The 25,639-nt window shown below is 68.8% G+C and carries 27 protein-coding genes and 1 other RNA gene; 18 read left to right on the top strand and 10 right to left on the bottom strand.

Annotated features, from left to right (window positions below; genetic code table 11):
• Positions 1-53: 53 nt before the first annotated feature.
• From H1Q64_RS00260 to H1Q64_RS00245, 4 genes are all read left to right on the top strand, one after another.
• The gene (locus tag H1Q64_RS00260; protein WP_149650494.1) at positions 54-1,211 is read left to right on the top strand and encodes a Re/Si-specific NAD(P)(+) transhydrogenase subunit alpha; all 1,158 of its coding nucleotides are present in this window, start codon (positions 54-56) and stop codon (positions 1,209-1,211) included.
• Between the two features lie 27 nt (positions 1,212-1,238).
• A complete protein-coding gene (locus tag H1Q64_RS00255; RefSeq protein WP_014239968.1) occupies positions 1,239-1,661 on the top strand; it encodes an NAD(P) transhydrogenase subunit alpha in 423 nt (140 codons plus the stop codon).
• Between the two features lie 2 nt (positions 1,662-1,663).
• Positions 1,664-3,058, top strand: a complete 1,395-nt coding sequence (locus tag H1Q64_RS00250; protein ID WP_014239969.1) for an NAD(P)(+) transhydrogenase (Re/Si-specific) subunit beta — start codon at positions 1,664-1,666, stop codon at positions 3,056-3,058.
• 96 nt (positions 3,059-3,154) lie between these two features.
• Positions 3,155-3,442: a DUF1330 domain-containing protein gene (locus H1Q64_RS00245; RefSeq protein WP_237903911.1), complete on the top strand. Its 288-nt coding sequence runs from the start codon at positions 3,155-3,157 to the stop codon at positions 3,440-3,442.
• A gap of 70 nt (positions 3,443-3,512) precedes the next feature.
• On the opposite strand, the gene panB is transcribed toward H1Q64_RS00245, so the two are convergent.
• Both panB and rpsU read right to left on the bottom strand, forming a co-directional pair.
• Complete coding sequence (gene panB / locus H1Q64_RS00240) at positions 3,513-4,337, bottom strand: 3-methyl-2-oxobutanoate hydroxymethyltransferase (protein WP_237903910.1); 825 nt, start codon at positions 4,335-4,337, stop codon at positions 3,513-3,515.
• Between the two features lie 207 nt (positions 4,338-4,544).
• The gene (gene rpsU / locus H1Q64_RS00235) at positions 4,545-4,748 is read right to left on the bottom strand and encodes a 30S ribosomal protein S21 (protein WP_012974546.1); all 204 of its coding nucleotides are present in this window, start codon (positions 4,746-4,748) and stop codon (positions 4,545-4,547) included.
• A gap of 216 nt (positions 4,749-4,964) precedes the next feature.
• Here rpsU and def point away from each other — a divergent pair, with 216 nt between their 5' ends.
• On the top strand, positions 4,965-5,507 hold the full coding sequence (gene def, locus H1Q64_RS00230; RefSeq protein ID WP_237903909.1) for a peptide deformylase: 543 nt from the start codon (positions 4,965-4,967) through the stop codon (positions 5,505-5,507).
• Position 5,508: 1 nt separating this feature from the next.
• Positions 5,509-6,216, top strand: a complete 708-nt coding sequence (locus H1Q64_RS00225) for a COQ9 family protein (RefSeq protein WP_237903908.1) — start codon at positions 5,509-5,511, stop codon at positions 6,214-6,216.
• 4 nt (positions 6,217-6,220) lie between these two features.
• On the opposite strand, the gene H1Q64_RS00220 is transcribed toward H1Q64_RS00225, so the two are convergent.
• The 3 genes from H1Q64_RS00220 to ssrA all read right to left on the bottom strand — a co-directional run bounded on the left by H1Q64_RS00220 (position 6,221) and on the right by ssrA (position 7,577).
• Entirely contained in the window at positions 6,221-6,598 is a 378-nt protein-coding gene (locus H1Q64_RS00220; RefSeq protein WP_237903907.1) for a TfoX/Sxy family protein, read from the bottom strand.
• A 10-nt stretch (positions 6,599-6,608) separates the two neighbouring features.
• Positions 6,609-7,169, bottom strand: coding sequence for an SspB family protein (locus tag H1Q64_RS00215; protein WP_237903906.1), 561 nt, complete (start codon positions 7,167-7,169; stop codon positions 6,609-6,611).
• A 31-nt stretch (positions 7,170-7,200) separates the two neighbouring features.
• Positions 7,201-7,577: a transfer-messenger RNA gene (ssrA, locus tag H1Q64_RS00210) on the bottom strand.
• 96 nt (positions 7,578-7,673) lie between these two features.
• Between ssrA and thyX the strand changes: the two genes are divergently transcribed.
• Together thyX and H1Q64_RS00200 are read left to right on the top strand one after the other, a co-directional pair.
• Positions 7,674-8,612 carry an FAD-dependent thymidylate synthase gene (gene thyX, locus H1Q64_RS00205; RefSeq protein ID WP_145678343.1) on the top strand — a complete coding sequence of 313 codons (939 nt, stop codon included), beginning with the start codon at positions 7,674-7,676 and terminating at the stop codon, positions 8,610-8,612.
• A gap of 306 nt (positions 8,613-8,918) precedes the next feature.
• Positions 8,919-10,556 carry a glycosyltransferase family 41 protein gene (locus H1Q64_RS00200; protein WP_237903905.1) on the top strand — a complete coding sequence of 546 codons (1,638 nt, stop codon included), beginning with the start codon at positions 8,919-8,921 and terminating at the stop codon, positions 10,554-10,556.
• A 6-nt stretch (positions 10,557-10,562) separates the two neighbouring features.
• Here the strand turns inward: H1Q64_RS00200 and H1Q64_RS00195 are convergent, their stop codons facing one another.
• Both H1Q64_RS00195 and H1Q64_RS00190 read right to left on the bottom strand, forming a co-directional pair.
• On the bottom strand, positions 10,563-10,967 hold the full coding sequence (locus tag H1Q64_RS00195) for a DUF983 domain-containing protein (RefSeq protein ID WP_237903904.1): 405 nt from the start codon (positions 10,965-10,967) through the stop codon (positions 10,563-10,565).
• Between the two features lie 60 nt (positions 10,968-11,027).
• Entirely contained in the window at positions 11,028-11,219 is a 192-nt protein-coding gene (locus H1Q64_RS00190) for a hypothetical protein (protein WP_237903903.1), read from the bottom strand.
• 80 nt (positions 11,220-11,299) lie between these two features.
• Between H1Q64_RS00190 and H1Q64_RS00185 the strand changes: the two genes are divergently transcribed.
• The 3 genes from H1Q64_RS00185 to H1Q64_RS00175 all read left to right on the top strand — a co-directional run bounded on the left by H1Q64_RS00185 (position 11,300) and on the right by H1Q64_RS00175 (position 14,119).
• Positions 11,300-12,268 (top strand): ABC transporter substrate-binding protein, encoded by a 969-nt coding sequence (locus H1Q64_RS00185; protein WP_237903902.1) that lies wholly within the window; start codon positions 11,300-11,302, stop codon positions 12,266-12,268.
• Between the two features lie 157 nt (positions 12,269-12,425).
• A complete protein-coding gene (locus H1Q64_RS00180; RefSeq protein ID WP_200777016.1) occupies positions 12,426-13,325 on the top strand; it encodes an ABC transporter permease in 900 nt (299 codons plus the stop codon).
• The gene (locus H1Q64_RS00175) at positions 13,322-14,119 is read left to right on the top strand and encodes an ABC transporter ATP-binding protein (protein WP_237903901.1); all 798 of its coding nucleotides are present in this window, start codon (positions 13,322-13,324) and stop codon (positions 14,117-14,119) included. Before H1Q64_RS00180 ends, H1Q64_RS00175 begins: the two co-directional genes overlap by 4 nt.
• 15 nt (positions 14,120-14,134) lie before the next feature.
• Here the strand turns inward: H1Q64_RS00175 and H1Q64_RS00170 are convergent, their stop codons facing one another.
• Both H1Q64_RS00170 and apbC read right to left on the bottom strand, forming a co-directional pair.
• Positions 14,135-15,943, bottom strand: a complete 1,809-nt coding sequence (locus H1Q64_RS00170) for a monovalent cation:proton antiporter-2 (CPA2) family protein (RefSeq protein WP_237903900.1) — start codon at positions 15,941-15,943, stop codon at positions 14,135-14,137.
• Positions 15,944-16,080: 137 nt separating this feature from the next.
• Positions 16,081-17,241 carry an iron-sulfur cluster carrier protein ApbC gene (apbC, locus tag H1Q64_RS00165; protein WP_237903899.1) on the bottom strand — a complete coding sequence of 387 codons (1,161 nt, stop codon included), beginning with the start codon at positions 17,239-17,241 and terminating at the stop codon, positions 16,081-16,083.
• Positions 17,242-17,425: 184 nt separating this feature from the next.
• Between apbC and hflK the strand changes: the two genes are divergently transcribed.
• From hflK to H1Q64_RS00145, 4 genes are all read left to right on the top strand, one after another.
• On the top strand, positions 17,426-18,592 hold the full coding sequence (gene hflK, locus H1Q64_RS00160) for an FtsH protease activity modulator HflK (protein WP_038528604.1): 1,167 nt from the start codon (positions 17,426-17,428) through the stop codon (positions 18,590-18,592).
• Between the two features lie 11 nt (positions 18,593-18,603).
• Positions 18,604-19,551: a protease modulator HflC gene (gene hflC, locus H1Q64_RS00155; protein ID WP_237903898.1), complete on the top strand. Its 948-nt coding sequence runs from the start codon at positions 18,604-18,606 to the stop codon at positions 19,549-19,551.
• A gap of 123 nt (positions 19,552-19,674) precedes the next feature.
• On the top strand, positions 19,675-19,863 hold the full coding sequence (locus tag H1Q64_RS00150; protein WP_237903897.1) for a DUF2065 domain-containing protein: 189 nt from the start codon (positions 19,675-19,677) through the stop codon (positions 19,861-19,863).
• A 257-nt stretch (positions 19,864-20,120) separates the two neighbouring features.
• Entirely contained in the window at positions 20,121-21,650 is a 1,530-nt protein-coding gene (locus H1Q64_RS00145; protein WP_038528601.1) for a DegQ family serine endoprotease, read from the top strand.
• Positions 21,651-21,749: 99 nt separating this feature from the next.
• Here H1Q64_RS00145 and serB read toward each other — a convergent pair whose 3' ends face one another.
• Positions 21,750-22,661 (bottom strand): phosphoserine phosphatase SerB, encoded by a 912-nt coding sequence (gene serB, locus H1Q64_RS00140; protein ID WP_237903896.1) that lies wholly within the window; start codon positions 22,659-22,661, stop codon positions 21,750-21,752.
• Between the two features lie 162 nt (positions 22,662-22,823).
• On the opposite strand from serB, the gene H1Q64_RS00135 reads away from it, so the two are divergent.
• From H1Q64_RS00135 to H1Q64_RS00125, 3 genes are all read left to right on the top strand, one after another.
• A complete protein-coding gene (locus H1Q64_RS00135) occupies positions 22,824-23,315 on the top strand; it encodes a cupredoxin domain-containing protein (RefSeq protein WP_237903895.1) in 492 nt (163 codons plus the stop codon).
• Positions 23,316-23,395: 80 nt separating this feature from the next.
• Positions 23,396-24,388 carry a tRNA (adenosine(37)-N6)-dimethylallyltransferase MiaA gene (gene miaA, locus H1Q64_RS00130; RefSeq protein WP_237903894.1) on the top strand — a complete coding sequence of 331 codons (993 nt, stop codon included), beginning with the start codon at positions 23,396-23,398 and terminating at the stop codon, positions 24,386-24,388.
• 18 nt (positions 24,389-24,406) lie between these two features.
• Positions 24,407-25,621 carry a PLP-dependent aminotransferase family protein gene (locus tag H1Q64_RS00125; RefSeq protein WP_237903893.1) on the top strand — a complete coding sequence of 405 codons (1,215 nt, stop codon included), beginning with the start codon at positions 24,407-24,409 and terminating at the stop codon, positions 25,619-25,621.
• Positions 25,622-25,639: the final 18 nt, after the last annotated feature.

Below are 25,639 nucleotides of genomic sequence, written 5' to 3'. Positions count from 1 at the left end.
TCTAGGCCGATTGCACGCAAATCGGCCACTTGCGGCAGGGGAGATAAAGAACCATGAAAATCGCCATACCCAGGGAACGGCGCGCGGGGGAGAATCGCGTCGCGGCTTCTCCGGAGACGGTCAAGAAACTCAAAGCCCTCAGCCTGGAAGTGGTCGTGGAGACCGGCGCCGGTCTGGGCTCGAACCTGCCGGACCGGGTCTATCAGGACGCCGGCGCGGAGATCGCGCCGGACGCCGCGTCGGCGCTGGCCGACGCCGACATCGTGCTGAAGGTGCAGCGCCCGCTGCTGGCCGGGGAGGGGGACCTCGACGAGCTGGCGCTGATCAAGCGCGGCGCGCTGCTGTTTGCCATCCTCAACCCCTACAACAGCCGCGACCACGTGGCGGCCTACGCCGCGGCCGGGGTGAACGCCTTCGCCATGGAGTTCATGCCGCGCATCACCCGCGCCCAGGTCATGGACGTGCTCTCCTCGCAGGCCAACCTCGCCGGCTACAAGGCGGTGGTGGATGCGGCCAGCGAGTACGGCCGCGCCTACCCGATGATGATGACCGCGGCGGGCACGGTGCCGCCGGCCCGCGCCTTCATCATGGGCGTCGGCGTCGCCGGGCTGCAGGCCATCGCCACGGCCAAGCGGCTGGGCGCCATCGTCTCGGCGACCGACGTGCGCCCGGCGGTCAAGGAGCAGGTGCAGTCGCTGGGCGGCAGCTTCGTCGCGGTGGAGAACGACGAGTTCAAACAGGCCGAGACCGCGGGCGGCTACGCCAAGGAGATGTCCGACGACTACAAGCGCCAGCAGGCGGCGCTGGTGGCCGAGCACATCAAGAAGCAGGACATCGTCATCACCACGGCGCTGATCCCCGGGCGCAAGGCGCCGATCCTGGTGACGCGCGAGCATGTCGCTTCGATGAAGCCGGGCTCGGTGCTGATCGATCTGGCGGTGGAGCAGGGCGGCAACGTCGAGGGCTCGGAGCTGGGTAAGGTCGTCACCACGGAGAACGGGGTGAAGATCGTTGGCCACGCCAACTACCCCAGCCGCATCGCCGAGAGCGCCTCGCTGCTCTACGCCAAGAACCTGCTCGCTCTGCTGCAGTCGCTGCACGACAAGGAGAAGGGCGTCACGCTCAACTGGGACGACGAGATCGTGAAGGCCATCGCGCTCACCCGCGATGGGCAGGTCGTCCATCCCGCCTTCGCCGGCCAGACGGTCTAAAGGCCGGACGGAATTAGGGAGAGACACATGGATCAGACTCAATTGTCCAACCGCGTCGCTGAGCTGAAGGCCCAGCTCGCCGCGGCCAGCCAGCAGATCGACGCGCTCGCCGCCCAGGCCGCAGCACTCGGCCACGCTGCCCCCGTCGCGGACGCGGCGAGCCACGGCAACTTCTTCATCACCGGCCTGACGGTGTTCGTGCTGGCCTGCTTCGTGGGCTACTACGTGGTGTGGCGGGTGACGCCGGCGCTGCACTCGCCGCTGATGGCGGTGACCAACGCGGTGTCCTCGGTGATCATCGTCGGCGCCCTGATCGCCGCCGGCCCGGCCGGCTTCGGCTTCTCCAAGATCATGGGCTTCCTCGCGGTCATCCTGGCCAGCGTCAACATCTTCGGCGGCTTCCTGGTCACCCAGCGCATGCTGTCGATGTTCAAGAAGAAGGGCAAGTAACCATGGAAACCCTGTCCGCCCTTCTCTATCTGGTCGCCTCGGTCTGCTTCATCATGGCGCTGCGCGGCCTGTCCAGCCCGGAGACCTCCCGCCAGGGCAACTTCTTCGGCATGGCCGGCATGACCATCGCCGTGCTGACCACGCTGGCCCTGCCCATCGTCCAGTCCTACTGGATGATCGTGCTCGGCATCGCGATCGGCGGCGGCATCGGCTACGTCATCGCCAAGAAGATCGAGATGACCGCCCTGCCGCAGCTCGTCGCCGCCTTCCACTCGCTTGTCGGTCTGGCCGCGGTGTTCGTGGCGCTGTCGGCCTTCTACTCGCCCGAGGCCTACGGCATCGGCGTCCCCGGCGCCATCGCCAAGGGCTCGCTGGTCGAGATGGCGCTCGGCACGGCCATCGGCGCCATCACCTTCACCGGCTCGATCGTCGCGTTTGCCAAGCTGCAGGGGCTGGTCACCGGCAAGCCGCTGGTCTTCCCCTTCCAGCACCATCTCAACGCCGCCCTCGGCGTGCTGACCATCCTCCTCATCGTCTGGCTGGTGCAGAGCAACTCCGGCGTGGCGATGTGGATCATCGTTCTGGTCGCGCTGGCGCTCGGCTTCCTGCTGATCCTGCCGATCGGCGGCGCCGACATGCCGGTGGTGATCTCGATGCTGAACAGCTACTCGGGCTGGGCGGCGGCGGGCATCGGCTTCACGCTGCAGAACAACCTGCTGATCGTCACGGGCGCGCTGGTCGGCTCGTCGGGCGCCATCCTGTCCTACATCATGTGCAAGGGCATGAACCGCTCGATCTTCAACGTCATCCTGGGCGGCTTCGGCGGCGACAGCGGGGCGGCATCGGCGGCGGCCGGCGGCGGTGAGCGCGGCACGGTCAAGGCCGGCTCGCCGGAGGACGCGGCCTACATCATGAAGAACGCCCAGTCGGTGATCATCGTCCCCGGCTACGGCATGGCGGTGGCCCAGGCGCAGCACGCGCTGCGCGAGATGGCCGACCTGCTGAAGAAGGAAGGCGTCGAGGTCAAGTACGCCATCCATCCGGTGGCGGGGCGCATGCCGGGGCACATGAACGTGCTGCTGGCCGAGGCCAACGTGCCCTACGACGAGGTGTTCGAGCTGGAGGACATCAACCGCGACTTCGGCACGGCGGACGTGGCCTTCGTGATCGGCGCCAACGACGTGACCAACCCGGCGGCCAAGACCGACCCGCAGTCGCCGATCTACGGCATGCCGATCCTCGACGTCGAGAAGGCCAAGACGGTGTTCTTCATCAAGCGCGGCATGGCCGCCGGCTACGCCGGTGTCGAGAACGAGCTGTTCTTCCGCCCCAACACCATGATGCTGTTCGGCGACGCCAAGAAGGTCACCGAAGAGGTCGTGAAGTCGATGGAGTAACCCGCACCCTTACCGGTGTGGCGTAAGATGAACCCCCGGGGCCGGCGCGCCCCGGGGGTTTCTTTTTGTCATCGCAAGAAACGGAGAGAGGACGCCATGCCCGCCTACATCATCGCCGACGTGAACGTGACGAATCCCGCGGCCTATGAAAACTACAAGAAGCTGACCCCGAACGCGGTCGCCAAGAATGGCGGGCGCTTCATCGCCCGCGGCGGGCAGGCGGAGGAGCTGGAAGGCGGCTGGCAGCCCAACCGCGTGGTCATCCTGGAGTTCCCGGATTACGACGCCGCCAAGGCCTTCTACGACAGCCCCGAATACCGTGAAGCGCGCGAGGCCCGGAAGGACGCCGCCGACTTCCGCATGATTGTGGTGGACGGCGCCTGACGTTCCCCGGAACAAGAAAAAAAGCCGTGCGGAGCCGCACGGCTTTTTCTCCTGGGAAGGGAAGGGGCCCTTACGCCTTCTTGACGCCGAAGCAATGCTCCGGACCGGGGAAGCTGCGGGCCTTCACCTCGGCGGCGTAGGTCGCGGCGGCTTCGCCGATGGCGGTGCCGAGCTGGGCGTAGCGCTTGACGAACTTGGGCTGGAACTCGCCGAACAGGCCGAACATGTCGTCGGACACCAGGACCTGCCCGTCGCAGGCGGGGGAGGCGCCGATGCCGATGGTCGGGATGGTCACATCCTCGGTGATCTGGCGCGCCAGCGACTCCATGGTGCCCTCGATGACCAGGGAGAAGGCGCCGGCCTCGGCGATGGCGCGGGCGTCGGCGCGGATGCGCTCCGCTGCTTCCGGATCGCGGCCCACCGCCTTGTAGCCGCCGAGCGCGTTGACCGACTGCGGCAGAAGCCCGACATGGCCCATCACCGGCACGCCGCGGGTGGTCAGGTAGGCCACCGTCTCGGCCATCTCCAGCCCGCCTTCCACCTTCACCGCCTGGGCGCCGCTCTCCGCCATGACGCGGGCGGCGTTGCGGAAGGCCACCTGCGGGCTCTCCTGGTAGCTGCCGAAGGGCAGGTCGACGACCACGCAGGCGTGGCGCGAGCCGCGCACCACAGCCGCGCCGTGGGCGATCATCATGTCGAGGGTGACGGGAAGCGTGCTGTCGAACCCGTAGACCACCATGCCCAGCGAGTCGCCGACCAGAAGCAGGTCGACATGCGGGTCCAGCAGGCGGGCGACCGGAGTCGTGTAGGCCGTCAGGCAGACGATCGGCTCTCCGCCCTTGCGCGCGCGCAGCGCCGGCACGGAGACGCGCGGAGTGTCCTTGGATGCGCTCATTGGCGACCCTCCCCATTCTTTTCTTGGCAAATATTCTTTTGGCAGGCGTTCTTGTGCGGCGAAGCGGACCGCAGATGCACCAAAACCGCCCACGCGCAGACGCGGGGCGGCAGGTGCAAGACACAAGAGGGGCAAGCGCGCGAACGCGCATGGATGCCCGGCGCGCCGAAGCGCGCCTGTCAATCCGGCGCGAAACGCGCCTGAGGATTAATAGCCCTCGCGCTCCATACGCTTGCGGAGCAGCTTGCGGGTGCGACGCACCGCCTCAGCCTTCTCACGCGCGCGCTTCTCCGAGGGCTTCTCGTAGTTCCGGCGCAGCTTCATTTCCCGGAAAATGCCCTCGCGCTGCATCTTCTTCTTCAGCGCGCGGAGGGCCTGATCGACGTTGTTGTCTCGGACCAGAACTTGCACGTTAACCGTCACCTTTATCAAGTGAGCCGAGTTGCCATGAAGCAACAAACAGGCATGCGACAGGCATGCGCTTTCGGGCGCACCCCTTGTGTGGACCTTTATGTAGCACGGACGGGGCCGCCTGTGAAGCGGAGTCTTCCAACCCTGCGTGTTCCGCTGCGATAATGCGTGGGCAAAACGGTTGCCCGGCGGCCCGCGGCGCCCAGATAATAGGGCATGGCCCTGTTGAAGATTGCCCGCATGGGGCACCCGGTGCTGCGCAAGGTCGCATCCCCGGTGCCCGACCCGACGGCCCCGGAGATCCGGCGGCTGGCTTCCGACATGATCGACACCATGCTGGACGCGCCCGGAGTCGGGCTGGCGGCCCCGCAGGTGCACGAATCGCTGCGCATGATCGTCTTCCGCGTTCCCGCCATGCGCTCCGGTGGCGAGTCGGTGGAGCCGACCGTCCTCATCAACCCGGTGATCGAGCCGCTGGACGATGGGATGGAGCACGGGATGGAGGGCTGCCTGTCGATTCCCGAGCTGCGCGGCGTCGTTCCGCGATTCGCGCGCATCCGCTACCGCGGAGTCGGGCTGGACGGCGAACCCATCGTGCGCGAAGCGGCGGGGTTCCACGCCCGTGTCATCCAGCACGAGTGCGATCACCTGGACGGCGTGCTTTACATCGACCGGATGACCGATCTGCGCTATCTGGCCTTCACCGACGAGGCGCATCACGTGACCGAGGCGCTGGAACAGCAGGAGGGGAGAGACTGATATGGACGCTGCGCTGGATATGGACGCGGTGCGGGACGACATCCTGCTGTCCACGCTTCCCAACATCGTGTTTGACGGCTGGAGCCTCCAGGCGCTGCGCGACGGCGCGCAGATGGCCGGCTACGACACGGCGACCATGCACCGCGCCTTCCCCGGCGGCGTGCCGGAACTGGTCGAGCATTTCGGGGCCTGGACCGACCGCCGCATGCTGGCCGAGCTGGACAAGCACCCGCTCGACGAGATGAGGGTGGGCGAGAAGATCGCGCTCGCCATCCGCACCCATTTCGAGGTGCTGGAACCGCACATGGAGGCCAAGCGCCGCCTGCTCGCCTATCTCGCCATGCCGCAGAATCTCGGCATGGGCCTGACCATGCTCTACCGCACGGTGGACGCCATGTGGTTCGCGGCGGGCGACACGGCCACCGACTTCAACCACTACACCAAGCGCGCCACGCTGGCTGCGGTGCTCAGCTCCGCGACCTTCTACTGGCTGGACGACCGGTCGGAGGGGCATGCCGAGACCTGGGCCTTCGTGGACCGCCGGCTCGGCGACGTCATGAGCATGGGCAAGGCGATGTCGGCCATGGGCCGCGCCGGGCGCCTCCTCAGCCATCTGCCGAGTCCCGCGCGCTTCGCCCGTCAGATCCGCCAGCGTGCCGGCACCGCTCCGGTGGACACCGCCTCCGCCCACATGGCGGAGAACATCTGACGGCTCAGGCCTGGGCCTTCTTAAGGACAGCTTTCTTGCGGGACGGCTTCTTGACGGCGGCGGTGCGGATCGCCGCTGCCAGGGCCGGGCGGGCCCAGAACAAAAGCTCGTCCGGATCGTCCAGCGCCGAGTCGGGCGGCGGGAAGTAGGGCAGGACCGTCGGCTTGTCGTCGAAGGGCTTGAACGGGCGCAGGCCCAGAGCCTCGTATTCCGGCCGGTTGCCGTCGTCGGTCTTGAAATACAGGATGTTGCGGGCGACCAGCGCGAAGACGACGCCGTCGCAATAGACCGCATAGCCGCCGAACATGCGGCGGGCGGTGATGGCCCCCAATGGCGTCAGCGACTCGCACAGGAAACGGACGAGTTCGCTGACCGTGGCCATGGTGGACAGCCTATTTTTTGCGGAAGGCGTCGAGCGCCACGACCTCGCCGCGCTTCGGCTCCTCGCCGGAACGGTCAGAGTCGGGCTTGCCGGCGTCGGCCTTGGCCGCGTCGGACTTGGCGAGCTTCGCGATGGACGGCTTAGCCCCGTCCGCAGCCTTCTTCTCCGGCGTCTCGCGCGCGGGGATGGTGGCGATTTCCGCCGATTCGGCGGGCTCCACGGGCTGGAACTGGAGGGCGAAATTCTCCGACGGATCGGCGAAGGTGGTGATGGCGGCGTAGGGAATGACCAGCCGCTCATGCACGTTGTTGAAGCTCAGCGTCACCTCGAAATGATCGTCCAACGCCTCCAGCCCATAGAATTGGTACTGGATGACGATGGTCATCTCGTTGGGATACTGGGACGACAGATATTCGGGGATGTCGACGCCCGGGTAACCCGTCCGGAAGGTCAGGTAGAAGTGATGATCGCCGGGGAGCCCGCGGTCCGTCACCTGGCGGAGCGCGTCACGGACGACACCACGCAAGGCGGCCTCGACCATGCGGTCATAACGCAACTGCTCTCTCGGCATTCTTGGGCGGGTCCTTAACGCCAGACGGGTAAGTGTGGGCCTTCTGTTGCTAGGCGGCCCACGGCCCCACCCTCAGGTGCTACCCATCGGGGATTGATTTCGGTCAGTCACCGCCGTTAGGCGGCAACGGCGACCGGAGCAACGTTGTCGTTGGCAACTATTGCAATGGCCCGATAACGGCGGAACCATGCCGGGCGAAGACCATGCCTTTACCACGCGTGTCGATCCTATTTCGCCCCCAACGAACCCGCTCCCTACGGCAACGCCCGAGAGACCGGTGGTTTGTTTGGTGGAGGCGCCGGGTACCGCCCCCGGGTCCACAACGCTTATTCCGCAAGGCGTTTATCGCCATAGTCGGCTGCTGCCGACGGACCCAATATAGGCCCTTCGCCCGAAGATGGAAAGGGGGTGCCGCGGATTCTGACCCGACGCCCTTGCGAAGGGGGTGACTGTCCGGGTTCGCGGACGTAGAGTGCCGCCCGAATTTCAGTCCCCGGAGTACCCATGCCGATCACGCCCGAGCAGCGCGCCGAGATCGACCGCCTGCGCGCCGTCACCGCCACCACCCGCCGCGCCACCGTTCCGGCCCTGGAGGAGATCCTCTATGAGCCGCTGGAGGTCCTGGACCACGGCTTCGTGCGCGTCGTCGACTACATGGGCGACGATTCGGCCGTCGTCCAGGCGGCGCGCGTGTCCTACGGCAAGGGCACCAAGAAGGTCACCGAGGACGCCGGTCTCATCAAGTATCTGATGCGCCATCGCCACTCGACGCCGTTCGAGATGTGCGAAATCAAGTTCCACGTCAAGCTGCCGATCTTCGTCGCCCGCCAGTGGATTCGCCACCGCACGGCGAACGTCAACGAATACTCCGCGCGCTACTCCATCCTCGACCGCGAGTTCTACATCCCGACACCTGAGAACCTGGGCGCCCAGGCCGTTGTCAACCGGCAGGGCCGCGGCGACGTTCTCCAGGGCGACGAGGCGGCGGCGGTGATGAAGCTGCTGCGCGACGATTCGGAGGCGGTCTACGCGCACTACGAGGAGATGCTGAACCAGCGCGAGGACGGCACCACCATCGAGGAGGGGCGCCAGGGACTGGCGCGCGAACTGGCGCGCATGAACCTGACGCTGAACTATTACACCCAGTGGTACTGGAAGGTCGATCTCCACAACCTCCTGCATTTCCTCAGCCTGCGCGCCGACCCGCACGCCCAGTACGAGATCCGCGTCTACGCGGAAGCCATGCTGGACGTGGTGAAGCGCTGGGTGCCCGCCGTGTTCGACGCCTTCAGCGAGTACCGGCTGGGCGGCACCCACATGTCGAAGACCGGCCTGGAAGTTGTGAAGCGCCTGCTCTCCGGCGAGGCTGTGACCCAGGAGGCCAGTGGCCTGTCCAAGCGCGAATGGCGCGAACTGATGGACCAACTCGGCCGCGCCGAGTAACGCCCGCTCCAACTGTGTAAGGACCAACCGTCATGACGCCGCCCCCGATGACGCCGCACGAGGCCGATGGATTGCACCGCCAGGGCCTCGTCGCGGCGCAGGCCGGGCGGTTCGACGAGGCCTTGGACATGATCGGGCGGGCCATCGCCGCCTATCCCTCGGTCCCCGTCTGGTGGGCCAATTACGGGCTGGTGATGGAAAGCCTGGGCGACGTCGCCGGGGCGGCCAACGCCTATGCCGGGGCGCTGAACCTCGATCCGTCGCTGGAGATGGCGATGGACGGGCTGCTCACCATGGGCGGAGGCGGTGCGCCGGGCCGGCGATTCGGCCCGCGCGGAGGCCTTCTTCCGCCGCGCCATCGCGCTAAACCCGAAGACGCTGGCGGCCGTCGCCAATCTGGGCGTGCTGTTGCGCGCCCAGGCGCGGCGGGCGGAGGCGGTGACGCTCTACGGGCGCGCCGGGCGGCTCGATCCGGCCAACTGGGCGCACCCCTACAACCTCGGCAACGCTTTGGCCGAAATGAACCGGCTGGGCGAGGCCGACGACGCCTATCGGGCGGCGCTCGCCCTGGCGCCGGGCCGGGCGGAGGTGCGGGCCAACCGCGCCACCCGCGTGCTCGCCATGCAGGGGCGGGCGGACGAGGCCCTGGCGGAAATCGACGCCGTGGTGGCGCAGCACGGCAACGTCGATTCGCTGCACGCCTCGCGCCTCTACCTGATGCAGTTCGTGCCGGGGCTGACCATGCCGGCCATCGCCCAGGCCCACGCGGACTGGGGCGCCCGCTACCCCGACCGCCCGGCGCCCGCGGTGGCCGCTCCGGCGCCGAAGATCCGCATCGGTTATGTCTCGCCAGACTTCCGCGCGCACCCCGTGGGCTTCTTCCTGGAGCCGGTGCTGGCGAATCACGACCGCACCGCCTTCGAGGTCGTCTGCTACGCCAACACCGCCAACCCGGACTGGAAGACGGAGCGGCTGATGGCCCACGCCGACCACTGGGTCTGGACCACGGGCATGGACGACGAGGCGCTGACCCAGCGCATCCAGGCGGACGGCATCCACATCCTGGTCGATCTGGCGGGCCAGACCTTCGGCAACCGCCTGCCGGTCTTCGCGCGGCGCGCGGCGCCGGTGCAGGCGACCTGGGCGGGCTATGTCGGCACCACCGGCCTGCCGGCCATGGACTATCTGATTTCCGATTCGCGGCAGAGCCCGCCAGGGTCGGACGGCTGGTGCATCGAGGGAGTCGTGCGCATGCCCGACGCCTACGTCCCCTGGGCGCCGCCCGAGGACGCGCCGGCCGTGGCTCCGCTGCCGCTGGCGACGCGCGGTCACGCGACCTTCGGCTCCTTCAACGCGCTGCCCAAGCTGAACGCGGAGGTCGCGGCGCTGTGGGCGCGTGTGCTGGGCGCCGTCCCCGGCTCCCGCCTGCTGCTGCGCACGCCGGGGCTGGACGACGCCGGCACCGCGGCGCGCACGCTGGCGTTGTTCGAGCGGTCCGGGCTCGACCCGGCGCGGGTGGATCTGTGGGGCGGAGCGCCGCACCGGGAGTTCCTGGCCGGCTACGGGGAGGTCGACGTGGCGCTCGACCCCTTCCCCTATTCCGGCGGTCTGACGACCCTGGAGGCGCTGTGGATGGGGGTGCCGGTGGTGACGCTGGGCGGCGACCGCTTCTGCGCCCGCCATTCGGTGACGCACCTCGCCTCGGCGGGGCTGTCCAATCTGGTGGCCGACGGGCCGGACGGCTACGTCGCCAAGGTGGCGGCTCTGGTCGCCGACCCGGCCGGGCTGGCGGCGCTGCGCGGCGGCCTGCGGGACCGGCTGGTGGCGTCCCCGGCATTGAATGGCGTGCGCTTCACCCGCGCGCTGGAGGCCGCCTTCGGCGTGATGTGGCAGCGCCTCCAGGCCGGGCAGGGGCGGGCGAGCTTCGCGCTCAGTTTCGACTGAAGTGGATCAGGCGCGTTCGGACCCCGGCGCCCCGGTGCTCCACAGCAGCCCCAACACCACGCCCTTGCAGCGCGGCAGCAGCAGACCGGTCAGCAGCAGCGTCAGCAGCGGCCAGATGGTGAGATGCACCCAGGTCGCCGGCTCGTAGCTCTGCTCGACCGACAGGACCGCCGGGATGATGATGTGGCCGACGATCAGGATGGTCATCCAGGGCGGGGCGTCGTCGGCGCGCAGATGGCCGAACGCCTCGCCGCAATGGGTGCAGTGGTCCACCGGTTTCAGGTAGTTCCGCAGCAGGCGCCCGCGTCCGCAGGCTGGGCATTGCCCCATCAGCCCGCGCAACGCCGCCGTCGTCTTCGACCGCGCGCCGTCCTGAGTGTCGTCTTCCACCGCCCTGTTTTCCGCCGTCATGGCCGTACCCCTGCGATCCGCTCCCCGAAGGGCCTCATATGGGGAGGGAGCGACCGATCGTCACGCCGTTCCGTCCTTCGCACTCCGGGGTTGCGCCGCGCGCAGGGCCTCGACGCGGCGGGCGATGTTCTCCAGCCGCATCTGAAGCTCATGGGCGCACAGCGCGTGCGCGGCGGCGCGGGCCTCCGCCTCGATGTCGGTGATGGCGGATTCGAGGGCTTGGAGTCGGGCGTCGCGCGGGTCTTCGCTCATCGGATTCCTGCTCCGGCAGTTGACGGACCGGCCCCTAGGCGTCTACGGGATGCACAAACCCCCTCCGGGAGCCTGGAGCCATGACGATCACCCGCCTGTTTCTCGCCGCAGCCACGGCCGCCGTCGCGCTGACCAGCGCCACCGCCTTCGCCCAGACCAAGACCGTCGCAATCACCGCCATCGTCGAGCATCCGGCGCTGGACGCCACGCGCGACGGCGTGATCGAGGCGTTGAAGGCCGCGGGCTACACGCCGGGTGACACCCTGAAGGTCGAGTATCAGAGCGCCCAGGGCAACCCCGCAACCGCCGCGCAGATCGCGCGCCAGTTCGCCGGCGCCCGTCCGGACGTGATCGTTCCGATCTCCACCCCCTCCGCCCAGGCGGTCGTGGCGTCGACCCGCGACATTCCGGTGGTCTTCACCGCGGTGACCGACCCGGTCGGCGCGCAGCTCGTCCGCAGCCTGGACAAGCCAGGCGCCAACGTGACCGGCGTGTCGGATATGGCCCCGGTGGCCGAGCATGTGGCGCTGATCCGCGAGATCGTGCCGTCGGTCAAGCGTTTGGGCGTCCTCTACAACGCCGGCGAGCCGAACTCCGTCTCGCTGGTCAAGGCGCTGAAGGACGAGGCGCAGAAGGCCGGGCTGACCGTGGTCGAGGCGACCGCCACCAAGTCCGCCGACGCCCAGCCCGCCGCCCGCAGCCTCGTCGGCAAGGCCGACGCGATCTACGTGCCGCTGGACAACACGGTCGTCTCGGCGCTGGAGAGCGTCGTCGCGGTGGGCCAGCAGGCCAAGCTGCCGGTCTTCTCCGCGGACACCGACAGCGTGGCGCGCGGCACGGTGGCCTCGATCGGCTTCGATTACCGGCAGGTCGGCCGCCAGACCGGTGAGGCCGTGGTCCGCATCCTGAAGGGCGAGAAGCCGGGCGACGTTCCGGTGACCTTCGCCAAGGGCACCGACCTGTTCGTGAACCCGAAATCCGCGGCGGCGATGGGCGTGACCATCCCCGAGGCGGTGACCCAGCGCGCGACCAAGGTGGTCGGGCAGTAAGTTGTTTCGCAGTAAGTTGTTTCATTGAGGGGGAGTGGTTGAGACGGGCCCCCACCCAACCCTCCCCCGCTTTGCAGGGGAGGGCTTTTCTCCTCCCCCTGCGCAGCGGGGGGAGGCCGGGAGGGGGGCTCGACGCGACACTCCCCAAGGACCAATCATGAGTGAAATCGCCTTCTTCGGGGCCGTCGAGATCGGGCTGGTGTACGCGCTGGTCGCCCTTGGCGTGTACCTGTCCTTCCGGGTGCTCGATTTCCCGGACCTGACGGTGGACGGCAGCTTCCCGCTGGGCGCGGCGGTCTGCGCCACGCTTCTGGTCGCCGGGGTCAACCCGTGGATCGCCAGCCTCGTCGCGGCGCTGGCCGGGTCGATGGCCGGGCTGGTCACGGCGACGCTGAACGTCCGCTTCAAGATCCTGCACCTGCTGGCCAGCATCCTGACCATGATCGCGCTGTTCTCGGTGAACCTGCGCGTGATGGGCCGCCCGAACGTGGCGCTGCTGATGCAGGACACGGTGCTGACGCCCTTTTACGGGCTGGGGCTCCCCGACCATGTGGTGCGGCCGCTCGTCGTTCTGGTCGTCGTCGTCGTGATCGTCCTGCTGCTGTCCCGCTTCCTGAACAGCGAGTTCGGCCTCGCCATGCGGGCGACCGGCGTCAACGCCCGGATGGCCCGCGCGCAGGGGGTGCAGACGGACTTCCACATCTACGCCGGCATGGCGCTGTCGAACGGTCTGTGCGCCCTGGCCGGCGCGCTGTTCGCCCAGACCAACGGCTTCGCCGACGTGACCACCGGCATCGGCACCATCGTGGTCGGTCTGGCCGCGGTGATTGTCGGCGAGACGGTGCTGCCGGCCCGCGCGATGCTGTGGGCGCTGGTCGGCTGCGTCGTCGGCTCCATCCTCTACCGTCTGGCGGTCCAACTGGCTCTGTCGGCGGACGCCATCGGGCTCCAGGCCTCCGACCTCAATCTTGTTACCGCCGTCCTGGTCGCGGTGGCGCTGATCCTGCCGCGGATGCGGCTGAAAGCCGCATCGAAGAAGAGGGAGGCCGCCCGATGATCACGGTCAACGGCATCCACGTCACCTTCGGGCGTGGCACCCCGCTGGAGAAGCACGCCCTGCGCGGCGTCGACCTGACGATCCCGGAAGGGCAGTTCGTCACCGTCATCGGCTCCAACGGCGCCGGCAAGTCCACCTTCCTGGGCGCGCTGGCCGGCGACGTGATCGCCGAGGAGGGCAGCATCGCCATCGACGGGGTTGACGTCACCCGCTGGGCGACGCCGAAGCGCGCCTCGCTGGTCGCCCGCGTCTTTCAGGACCCGATGGTCGGAAGCTGCACCGCCCTGACCATCGAGGAGAACATGGCGCTGGCCGCCGCCCGCGGGCGCCGCCGCGGCCTGGGCTTCGCCCTGCGCGGCGACCGCCGCCGGCATTTCCGCGAGCGCATCGCGGAGCTGGGACTGGGGCTGGAGAACCGGCTGCACGACCGCATGGGCCTGCTGTCCGGCGGGCAGCGGCAGGCGGTCAGCCTGCTGATGGCGACGCTCGCCGGGTCGAAGATCCTGCTGCTTGACGAACACACAGCGGCGCTCGACCCCGGAACGGCGGAGTTCGTTCTGGGCCTGACCCGCCGCATTGTCGAGGAGAACCGGTTGACCACGCTGATGGTCACCCACTCCATGCGGCAGGCGCTGGACTACGGCGACCGCACGGTGATGCTGCACGAAGGGCGGATCGTGCTCGACGTGTCGGGGGAGCAGCGCGCCGGGCTGGACGTGCCGCATCTGCTGGCGCTGTTCGCCAAGCAGCGCGGCGGCGAGGACATCACCGACGACAGCCTGCTGATCGGCTGAGGCGGGGGAGGGGCGTCAGACGGCCTTGCGGTCGCGCTCCTTCACCGGTTCCTCGCGGTCGGCCTCGAACAGGGCCTGAAGCTCGGCGGCGGCTTGGCGGGAGGTCTGGATCAGGCGGTTCTCGTCGTGATGGACCGCGTGCTGCCGGATCAGCGTGCGCTCGTCATGCTCGCGGAAGGTGTCCAGCGTGTGGCGGGTCTCCTCCGGCGGCAGGCCCAGCGATTCCAGCACGCCGCCGGTCAGGCGCAGACTGGAGTCGAAGGTCTCGCGCACGAAATGCGTGACCCCGCGGTCCATCAGGAAATGGGCGTGGCGGCGGTTGCGGGCGCGGGCGTGGATGACGAGGTGCGGGAAATGGCGCGTCGCCAGTTCCACCACGCGCAGCGACTGCTCCATGTCCTCCAGAGCCACCACCAGCACCTTCGCCTTGTCCGCTCCGGCGGCGCGCAGCAGGTCGAGCCGCGACGGGTCGCCATAATACACCTTGTTGCCGAATCGCCGCACGACGTCGACCTGCTCGGCGCTCTGCTCCAGCGCCGTGAAGGGGATGCCGCGCAGCCGCAGCACGCGGCCGACGATCTGCCCGACCCGGCCGAAGCCGCAGATCAGCACCGGCGGCTCCCCGTCCGGCGCGATGGTGTCGTAGGGGCGGACGGGCTTCACGATCAGCCGCGGCGCCAGCCAGCGCTCCTCCGCCGCGAAGACGAAGGGGGTGGCGATCATCGACAGCGTGACCACCAGCATGGCCGTCGCCGCCTGTCCTCCGCTCATCGCCCCGACGCCGACGGCCAGCCCGAACAGCACGAAGCCGAACTCGCCGCCCTGGCTCAGCACGGTGGACAGCCGCACCGATCCGCCCGGACGCAGGCCGGACAGGCGGGCCAGCCCGAACAGCGCCGCCGCCTTCAGAGCCATCAGCCCGAGCGCCAGCGACAGGTAGCGCACCGGCTCGGCCATCAGCGCCGCCACGTCGGCCCCCATGCCCACCGACACGAAGAACAGGCCGAGCAGCAGCCCCTCGAACGGCGCGATGTCGGCCTGCACCTCGTGCCGGTATTCCGAATCGGACAGCAGCACCCCGGCCATGAAGGCGCCGAGCGACATGGACAGCCCCGCCCAGGCGGCGAACAGCGCGGTGCCCAGCACGATCAGCAGGGCGGTGGCGGTGAAGATCTCCGGCGTCCGGGCGCCGTCCACGATGCGCAGCACCGGGCGCAGCAGGTAGCGCCCGCCGGTCAGGATGGCCGCAACCGCTCCGCCGGCCTTCAGCACGGCCAGCCACGCCGTTCCGGCATCGGGCACCTCTCCGGCGCCATGACCGAGCAGGGGCAGCAGCGCCACCGCGGGGATGATGGCGAGGTCCTGGAACAGCAGGATCGAGAAGGCGCTGCGCCCGGCGTTGGTGGTCAGCAGTTCCCGCTCCGCCAGCATGGGCAGCACCATGGCGGTGGAGGACAGGGAGAGACCGAATCCGGTCACCGCGGCGGCGGCGGGGGTGAATCCCAGCAGGAGAATGGTGGCGGCGGCGATCACGACGGCGGTCACCGCGACCTGCGCGCCGCCGAGCCCCAGGACCGATCGTCGCATCACCCACAGGCGGGCGGGGCGCAACTCCAGCCCGATCAGGAACAGCAGCATGATGACGCCGAGTTCGGAGACGTGCCGGATCGCCTCGACGTCCGTCACCAGCCCGAGCCCGCCCGGTCCGATGGCCAGCCCCGCCGCGAGATAGCCGAGCGGCCCGCCGAAGCCGATCCGCTTGGCCACCGGGACCGCCAGGACCACCGCGGCCAGCAGCACCACCAACGTCACGAAATCCGGCATCGGCCCCACCCTCTAAAGGCTTTGCCCCCACCCTAACCCTCCCCCGCTTCGCAGGGGAGGGAACTTAGGCCCTCCCCTGCGAAGCGGGGGAGGGAGGGGACCCACGAAGTGGGGAGGGTGGGGGCAAGCACGCCCCCTTACGACACCACGATCCGCGGCGCCGCGCGCGCCGGGCCCTGCTCGCCGGCGATCTTCTCCCACACGCGCTTGGCAATTCCGCGGTACACCTTCGCGTGCTCCGACTCGGGCTGCGACACCACGATGGGCTGGCCTTGGTCGGAAGTCTCGCGGATGTCGAGGTGCAGCGGGACCTCGCCGAGGAACTCCATGCCGAGGTCCGTGGCTTCCTTGCGGGCGCCGCCGTGGCTGAAGATGTCCGTGCGGTGGCCGCAGTTGGGGCAGCAGAAATAGCTCATGTTCTCGATGATGCCGAGGACGGGCACGTCCACGCGGCGGAACATGTTCAGCCCCTTGCGGGCGTCGAGCAGGGCGATGTCCTGCGGGGTCGAGACGATGATCGCCCCGGCCAGCGGCACCTGCTGCGCCATGGTGAGCTGGGCGTCGCCGGTGCCCGGCGGCATGTCCACCACCAGAACGTCGAGCGTGCCCCAGTTCACGTCGCGCAGCATCTGCTGGAGCGCGCTCATCACCATCGGGCCGCGCCAGATCATCGGCGTGTCCTCGGCGACCAGGAAGCCCATCGACATCACCTTGATGCCGTAGTTCTCCATCGGCTCCAGGATTTTGCCGTCGCGGCTGGTCGGCCGGCCGGAGATGCCCAGCATGCGCGGCATGGACGGGCCGTAGATGTCGGCGTCCAGAAGCCCGACCTTCAACCCGTTCGCCGCCATGGCGAGGGCGAGGTTGCTGGCCGTGGTGGACTTGCCGACGCCGCCCTTGCCCGATGCGACGGCGACGATGGCCTTCACGCCCGGCACCAGCGGCTTCTGCTCCGCGGGCTGCCCATGGGAATGGCCGCCATGGGAATGGCCATGCCCGCCATGGGAATGCCCGTGGCTCTGCTGCGGGGCGGCACCCTGCCCGGCGGGGCGGTGCGCCGTCAGGACCGCGGTGACCGACAGGACGCCCGGCAGGGCTTCCACCGCTTTCTCGGCGGCGTGGCGCACCGGCTCGGCCTGGGCGCCGCGCTTGGGGTCCACTTCGATCGAAAAGGCGACGTGCCCGTCACGCACGACAAGGCCGGAAAGCATGCCGAGGCTGACGACGTCCTTGCCCCGTTCCGGATCGACAACCGTCCTCAGAGCTTCAAGGACTTGAGCTTCGCTGACCTGCGCCATGGTTGAAAACTCCGCTTCCTTCCCGATATTGGCGGATATCCGTCGGTGAAATCCTTCCCCGAATGGGATGGGCACTATAGGGCCGGCGGACAATAATGGTAAAGGGATCGGACGGTCCGGAAACGATTTGTTTTCCGGAATTTCCGTCCCAAGAATTGAGAGAGCGCGAAGGGGAACGAACGGAATGCCGTGGAGCAATCAGGGAGGGGGCGGCGGTGGCGGCCCCTGGGGTCCTCCGCCGGGTGGTGGCGGTCAGAATCCGTGGGGCCGTCCGCCGGGTGGCGGTGGAGGCGGCGGTGGCGGCGGCGGCGGAGGGCCGCAGCCGCCGGACCTGGAGGATCTGCTGCGCCGCGGCCAGGACCGCCTGAAGCGGGTGATGCCGGGCGGCGTCGGCAGCGGCCGGGGCATCGCGCTCGTCGTCGGCCTGTTGGCCGTGGTCTGGCTGGCCAGCGGCATCTACCGCGTCGAGGCGGACGAGCAGGGCGTCGTGCTGCGCTTCGGCCAGTGGGTGCGCACCGAACAGCCCGGCCTGCGCTACCACCTGCCGTCGCCCATCGAAACGGTGCTGATGCCCAAGGTGACGCGCGTCAACCGCATCGAGGTCGGCTACCGCTCGGCCGGCGACGGGCGTCGCGGCGACCGTGACGTTCCCGACGAGTCGCTGATGCTGACCGGTGACGAGAACATCATCGACATCGACTTCACCGTCTTCTGGGTCATCAAGGACGCGGGCGAGTATCTGTTCAAGATCCGCGACCCCGAGGCCACCGTGAAGAAGGCGGCGGAAAGCGCGATGCGCGAGGTCATCGGCCGCACCGACCTGCAGCCGGCCTTGACCGAGGCCCGCCAGCAGATCGAAACCTCCACCCGCCAGCTCCTCCAGGCCATGCTGGACGACTATGAGGGCGGCATCGAGGTGACGCAGGTGCAGTTGCAGAAGGCCGACCCGCCGTCGCCCGTCATCGACGCCTTCAACGACGTGCAGCGCGCCCGGGCCGACCGCGAGCGCGCCCGCAACGAGGCCGAGGCCTACCGGAACGACGTGATCCCGCGCGCCCGAGGCGACGCGGAACGGCTGATCCAGGAGGCTTCCGCCTACCGCGAGCAGGTCGTGAACCTGGCCCAGGGTGACGCCGACCGCTTCCGCAAGGTGTTCGACGCCTACTCGACCGCCAAGGACGTGACCGCCAAGCGCATGTATCTGGAGACCATGGAAGAGATCCTGAGCGGCGCCAACAAGGTCATCATCGACGGCAACGCGCAGGGTGCCCAGGGCGTGGTTCCCTACCTGCCGCTCAACCAGCTTCAGCCTGCTCCGGCGCGGCCCGCCGGCCAGCAGCCGGCCCGTTGAGGAGGGATGCCATGAACCGCACATTGTTGGTCGCCGGCATCGGCATCCTCGCCGCGGGCGTGCTCGCCTCGGCCTCGCTGTTCACGGTGAACGAGGCGCAGCAGGCGCTCGTCCTCCAGTTCGGCGAGCCGATGCGCGTCATCCGCGAACCCGGCCTGAAGGCCAAGATCCCCTTCATCCAGGAAGTCCGCATCCTCGACCGTCGCGTGCTCGATCTCGACCCGCCGGTGGAGCAGGTCATCCTGGCCGACCAGAAGCGCCTGGACGTGGACGCCTTCGCGCGTTACCGCATTCTGGACCCGCTGCGCTTCTACCAGACCGCCGGCAACGAGGCGGTGGCCGAGACGCGGATGAACGCCATCGTGAACTCGGCGCTCCGCCGCGTTCTCGGCAGCGTGACGCTGCTCGCCATCCTGTCGGACGAACGTCCGCGCGTGATGAACGACATCCGCGGGCAGGTGAACGACGAGGCGAAGCGCTTCGGCATCGAGATCGTCGATGTCCGCATCCGCCGCGCCGACCTGCCGGAGGAGACCAGCCAGTCGATCTTCGCCCGCATGCGGTCGGAACGTGAGCGCGAAGCCGCGGAGGCCCGCGCCCAGGGTCAGGAGCAGTCGCAGCAGATCCGCTCCCGCGCGGATCGCGAGCGCACCGTCATCCTGGCCGAAGCGCAGCGCGATTCGCAGATCCTGCGCGGTGAAGGCGACAACCAGGCGCTGAAGATGATCGCCGAGGCGACGTCGCAGGACCCGCAGTTCTACAGCTTCTACCGGACGCTCGAAGCCTACCGGAAGTCGCTGAACAAGGACGACACCACCATGGTGCTGTCCCCGACCGGCGAGTTCTTCCGCTACTTCGGCGACATCACCGGCGGCGGCAACGGCCAGCCGGCTCCGGCTTCGGGCAGCGGCCCGGCGCAGCAGCGGGCCCCGGCCCCGGCGACCGCCCAGCAGCAGTAAGTCGTTGCGCTCGCTTCCCCTTCCCCCTTCTCCCGGGGGAGGGGCTGGGGTGGGGGCTCCCGTTCTCCCACCCCAATTTTGTCTTTCCGCCCTGAAATCCTCCTCTGAAATGCCGCCCGACCGATGACGGATTTCCTCACCGCGCTGGCCCTGGTCCTGGTGATCGAAGGCGTGCTCTACGCGCTGTTCCCGTCCGCGATGCGGCGGCTGGTCGTCGAAGCGCTGACGATGCCGGAGAACCGGCTGCGCACCGTCGGGCTGGTGACGGCGATGGCCGGCGTCGGATTCGTCTGGCTTCTGCGGGGCGCCTGACACCCTTTTGCCGCGCGCGCGTCGCTGGACCGCGCCGCCATTTTCCGGCCATACTCCGACTTCTATACTCGCGCGTCCTCCGTGGCGGATGGGACCCGTGCGCCTTTGCTTGAAGCAGTGACGCGCGGGGATTACATCCGGCACACGGATCGGTGAAGCGCCCCCTCGGACCGCAATTCGCATGAAGCCGCGGGCCGATTGGAACAGATGGCCGATTGGAACAAGAAGGTGCCGGATGTCCGGCAGGGAGAGCTGAGTTGAACCCGAACCACCCCATCCACCGCGCCGAATCCGGCCGCCGTCTGCGCGTCGTGCCGCTGATCGCCGCTCTCCTGTTGGGGCTGTCCGCCGCCGTCGGCACCCCCGCCATGGCCCAGTCGCGCCCGGCGCCGACCAGCTTCGCCGACCTGTCGGAAAAGCTGCTGCCCGCCGTGGTCAACATCTCCACCAGCCAGGCGGTGCCGCAGCGCCAGCAGGGCGCCCGTCCCGAGATGCCGCAGTTCCCGCCGGGCTCGCCGTTCGAGGAGTTCTTCCGCGACTTCTTCGACCGTCAGCAGCAGGACCAGCCGCAGCAGCCGCGCAAGTCGACTTCGCTCGGGTCCGGCTTCATCATCGACGCCAAGAACGGCTACGTGGTCACCAACAACCACGTCATCCAGGACGCCGACGAGATCACCGTCATCCTGCAGGACGACACCAACATCAAGGCGGAGCTGATCGGCAAGGACCCGAAGACCGACGTCGCCCTGCTGAAGATCAACACCAGCCACCCGCTGGTCGCCGTGCCCTTCGGTGATTCGGACGCCATGCGCGTGGGCGACTGGGTGCTGGCCATCGGCAACCCGTTCGGCCTGGGTGGTTCGGTCACCGCCGGCATCATCTCGGCCCGTCAGCGCGACATCAACGCCGGCCCCTACGACGACTTCCTGCAGACCGACGCCTCGATCAACCGCGGCAACTCCGGCGGCCCGATGTTCAACCTGAACGGCGAGGTCATCGGCATCAACACGGCGATCTTCTCGCCGTCGGGTGGTTCGGTCGGCATCGGCTTCGCCATCCCGTCCAACCTCGCCAAGCAGGTGGTCGCGCAGCTCCGCGAGTACGGCAAGACGCGGCGCGGCTGGCTGGGCGTGCGCATCCAGGGCGTGACCCCGGAGATCGCCGAGAGCCTGGGCCTGCAGGGCCACAAGGGCGCGCTGGTCGCCTCGATCACCCCAAACGGCCCGGCGGCCAAGGCCGGCATCCAGGCGGGCGACGTGGTGACCAAGTTCGATGGCAAGGAAATCAACGAGATGCGCCGCCTGCCGCGCGTCGTTGCCGAGACGCCGATCGACAAGGCCGTCCCGATCGAGGTGTGGCGCAAGGGCAAGTCGCAGCAGCTTCAGGTGAAGGTGGGCGAGCTTGAGGCCGCAGAAGAGTCGGGCCTTCTCGCCGCCAATCCGGAGGAGCAGCGCCGCCAGCCTCAGCAGGCCCCGGCCCAGAAGCCGACCGAGACGCTGGGCCTGAAGCTGACCAACATCACGCCCGAGCTGCGCCAGCAGTTCGAGATCAAGCCCGAGCTGAAAGGCGTCGTGGTGACCGAGGTGGCCGGCAACTCCACCGCGTCGGAGAAGGGTATCCGCGCCGGCGACGTCATCATCGAGGTCGGCCAGGAGGAGGTCCGCAAGCCGGAGGACGTGACGTCCAAGATCCAGAAGGCCAAGGAGCAGGGCAAAAAGTCCATCCTGCTGCTGGTGGACCGTCACGGCGACCTGCGCTTCGTCGCCATCCCGCTCAGCCAGGGCTGATCCGGGGGCTATCCCGAAAGGAAAAGGGCACCGGCGGGAGACCGCCGGTGCCCTTTCGCTTTGTGAGGTTGCGGAGGCGTGCCCGTAATGGGTGGGCGGTCAGCCCTCCACGAACTCCCCGATCCGGTAGCCCTGGGCGAACAGCAGGGCGGTCAGGTCGCCATGGTCCACGCGGGCGCGGGCCTGGGCGGCCACCGTCGGCTTGGCGTGGAAGGCGACGCCAAGCCCGGCGGCCAGCAGCATCGGCAGGTCGTTGGCGCCGTCGCCGACGGCCATGGTCTCGACGGTCGGGACGTGGCGCTCCCCGGCGTAGGCGAGCAGGGCCTCCAGCTTGCTGTCCTTATCGAGGATCGGCTCGACCACCGCGCCGGTCATGAGGCCGTCGACCACCTCCAGCACGTTGCCGCGGTCGTCGTCGAAGCCGACCCACTGGCGCACCCGCTCCGTGAAGCAGCGGAAGCCGCCGGAGACCAGCACGCAGGTCGCCCCGTTGGCGCGCATGGTGGAGATCAGTGTCCTGGCACCCGGCATCAGCGTGGCGCGCTGCCACACCTCGTCGACGACGCTCTCGTTCAGGCCCTTCAGCAGGGCGACCCGCTCGCGCACCGCGCCCTTGAAGTCGATCTCGCCGTTCATGGCGCGGGCGGTGATCGCGGCGATGTGGTCCTTCAGCCCGACGTAATCGCCCAACTCGTCCAGCATCTCCTGCTCGATGATCGTCGATTCCATGTCGGCGACCAGCAGGCGCTTTTTCCGGTTGCCCGGCTTCTGGGCGATGACGTCGATGGCGAGGCCGTCTTGAGCAAGATTGGCCAGAGCGCGGCGCACGGCGGCTTCGGCCTGCTCGGGGACCAGCCCTTCCTCGACGATGTCGCAGGCGCGGTCCGGCGCCAGCCAGTCCGGCTTGGCGGTGTCGGCCCCCAGCGCGGTCAGGGACGCGCGGGCGGCCTGCACGGCCTGCTCGTCGAGTACGGCGGAGGCGGCGGCGATCAGCGTAACGACAGCGCTCATGGCGGGGCGATCCTGGAAGAGCCGTGGGGAAAGGGCGCGCGCGCTCCCTAGCACAGCCGGGAGTTTGCGCCAACCCACTCCGCCAAGCGTCATAGACATTCCGCGCCGGGGACCCGGAAGCCTCCGGCCGCGTTTCCGCTCAAATCGCCGGAGGGCTCGTCCATGATCCAGCGGCCTGCCACCCTTCTTACCCCGTCCATTCTCGCACTCACCTTGTTCCTCCTGACCGGATGCGGCGCCGGGACCGATCTGGCGCAGCGCCCGCCGCCCGGCTATGTCGGCGACGTGGCGGCGCGCGTCTCGGCGGTGGATTGGGCGCAGGCCCGCCCCGTGACCGTGCAGTTGGACGAATTCCGGTTCCAGCCCGACCGTCTGACCTTCGAGCGGGGAACGCCCTACCGGCTGACGCTGGAGAACCGCGGGACCGTCGCGCACACCTTCACCTCCGAAGGCTTCTTCAAGGCCATCGCGGTGTGGCGGGTCACCACCGCGCAGGGTGCCGTCGAGACGCCGGCCCTGGTGAATCTGGAGATCCCCGCCGGCCAGACCGACGTGGTGGACTTCATCCCGGTCCAGGCCGGCACCTATGACCTGGCCTGCCACGAACCGCTGCACAGCAGCCTCGGCATGACCGGGACGATCACGGTTCGCTGAGGCCCCACACCGGTCGTCCTTGCCAAGCCGAGCCTTCCCCTGCCATACGCTGTAGCCGGAGGAACGTCAGGCAAGGCGACATGGCAGAGGACAGCCCGCGCAACCGGGATGTGCAGCACCGGCATGTGGTGGTGATCGGCGGCCCGACGGCGTCGGGCAAGTCGGGCATGGCGCTCGACATCGCCCTGGCGCGCAACGGCACGGTCATCAACGCCGACAGCATGCAGCTCTACGCCGAGTTGGACGTGCTGACCGCCCGTCCGGGGGCAGAGGATCTGGCGCTGGCCCCGCACCGGCTCTACGGCGTGCTGCCGGCGGCGGAGCGCGGCTCCGCAGCGCGCTGGCGCGACATGGCGCTGGCCGAGATCGCCGCGGCGCACGCCGCCGGGCGCCTGCCCATCATCGTCGGCGGCACCGGCCTCTACCTGCGCACGCTGATGGAAGGCTTGAGCGCCGTTCCCGCCGTCCCGGATGAGGTCCGCAAGGCCGCCCACGCCCGCTTGCGGGACCTGGGCGGCGAGGCGTTCCGCGAGGAACTGCTGCGTCGCGACCCGGCCTCGGCCAAGCTGAACCCCGGCGACACCACCCGCCTGACCCGCGCCTGGGAGGTGCTGGAGGCCACCGGCCATCCGCTGACCCACTGGCAGACCCAGCGCGCCGAGGGCGCGCCGGAGGGGCTGGCCTTTTCCGTGCTGGTGATCGACCCGCCGCGCGACGCGCTCTACGCCAACTGCGACCGCCGCTTCCGCGTGATGATGGGGCAGGGGGCGCTGGAGGAGGTGCGGCGGCTCGACGCGCTCGGCCTCGACCCCGACCTGCCGGCGATGAAGGCGCTGGGCGTGCCGGAACTGCGCGACCATCTGCGCGGCGCGCTGACGCTCGACGAAGCCATTGCGCTGGCTCAGCAATCGACGCGCCGCTACGCGAAGCGGCAGGTCACATGGTTCCGCCACCAGCTCGCGGCGCGGCCTCCGGCTTCCGCTCTGCATGGCTGCCATACGATCAATTCGCTCTACACAAGACCACTTAGTGAAGCAATACTGACCTATCTTGAAACGACGTTGCGTCGTTGACCCTCAGGAGGATTGAAAGTGACGGTCGATTGGGGAAACGTGTTTGCCGGTCGCGTCGCCGGTATGGGAGCCTCGGAAATCCGGGAGCTGCTGAAGCTGCTCGAACGGCCGGAAATCATCTCCTTCGCCGGGGGCATCCCGGACCCCGATTTCTTCCCGACCGCGGCCATCGCCCGCGCCTATGAGAAGATCTTCCAGTCCAACAGCGGGGCCGGCGGCGCGCTTCAATACACCATCAGCGAGGGCTTCACGCCGCTGCGCGAGTGGATCTGCGCCTATCTGGGCCGCCGCGGCATCCAGGCCGGGCTGGACGAGGTGCTGGTGACCAGCGGGTCGCAGCAGGCGCTGGAGTTCGTCGGCAAGCTGCTGATCGGGCCGGGCGAGAAGATCTTGGTGACCCGCCCGACCTATCTCGGCGCGCTCCAGGCCTTTTCGCCCTACGAGCCGCAGTATCTTTCCGTTCCCGGCGACGCCGAGGGGCCGGACCTCGCCGCCGTTGAGGCGGCGCTGGAGCAGAAGCCGAAGTTCTTCTACCTCGTCCCCGACTTCCAGAACCCCAACGGCACGACGATCTCGCTGGCCCGCCGCGAAGCGCTGCTCGACCTCTGCGCCAAGCACGGCGTGCCGATCGTCGAGGACGCCGCCTACACCGAGCTGCGCTACGAGGGTGAGCCGATCCCGTCCATCGTCGCGCTGGACGCCGCCCGCAACGGCGGCAAGATCACCAACGTGCTTTTCTGCGGCTCCTTCTCCAAGACGATGGTGCCGGCGCTGCGCGTGGGCTGGATCAACGGCCCGGCCGAGGTCATCAACCGGCTGGTTCTGATGAAGCAGGCCGGCGACCTGCACACCAGCACCATCAACCAGATCGTGCTGCACGACGTGGTGTCGCAGAACTTCGACAGCCACATCCGCCGCCTGCGCGCCGCCTACAAGGAGCGCCGCGACGCCATGCTGACCGCGCTGGACGAGTTCGCCCCGGCCGGGGTGACCTGGACCAAGCCGGAAGGCGGCATGTTCGTCTGGATCGAGCTGCCGGAGGGCACCGACGGGGTGGACCTGCTGGCCCGCGCCATCAAGGACGCCAACGTCGCCTTCGTCCCCGGCTCGGCCTTCCACGCCGACCGCTCGGGCAAGAACACGCTGCGCCTCAGCTTCTCCAACAACAACCCGGAGCGCATCCGCGAAGGCATCCGCCGCCTCTGCGGTCTGCTTCAGACCGTCGCGGCTTAACTTCGCCAGTCCTCGCGC

The organism is Azospirillum brasilense (assembly GCF_022023855.1).
GTDB classification, from domain to species: Bacteria; Pseudomonadota; Alphaproteobacteria; order Azospirillales; family Azospirillaceae; genus Azospirillum; species Azospirillum brasilense_F.
The sequence above is the reverse complement of the archived record's forward strand: the minus strand, read 5'-3'. Positions and strand labels throughout refer to the sequence as shown.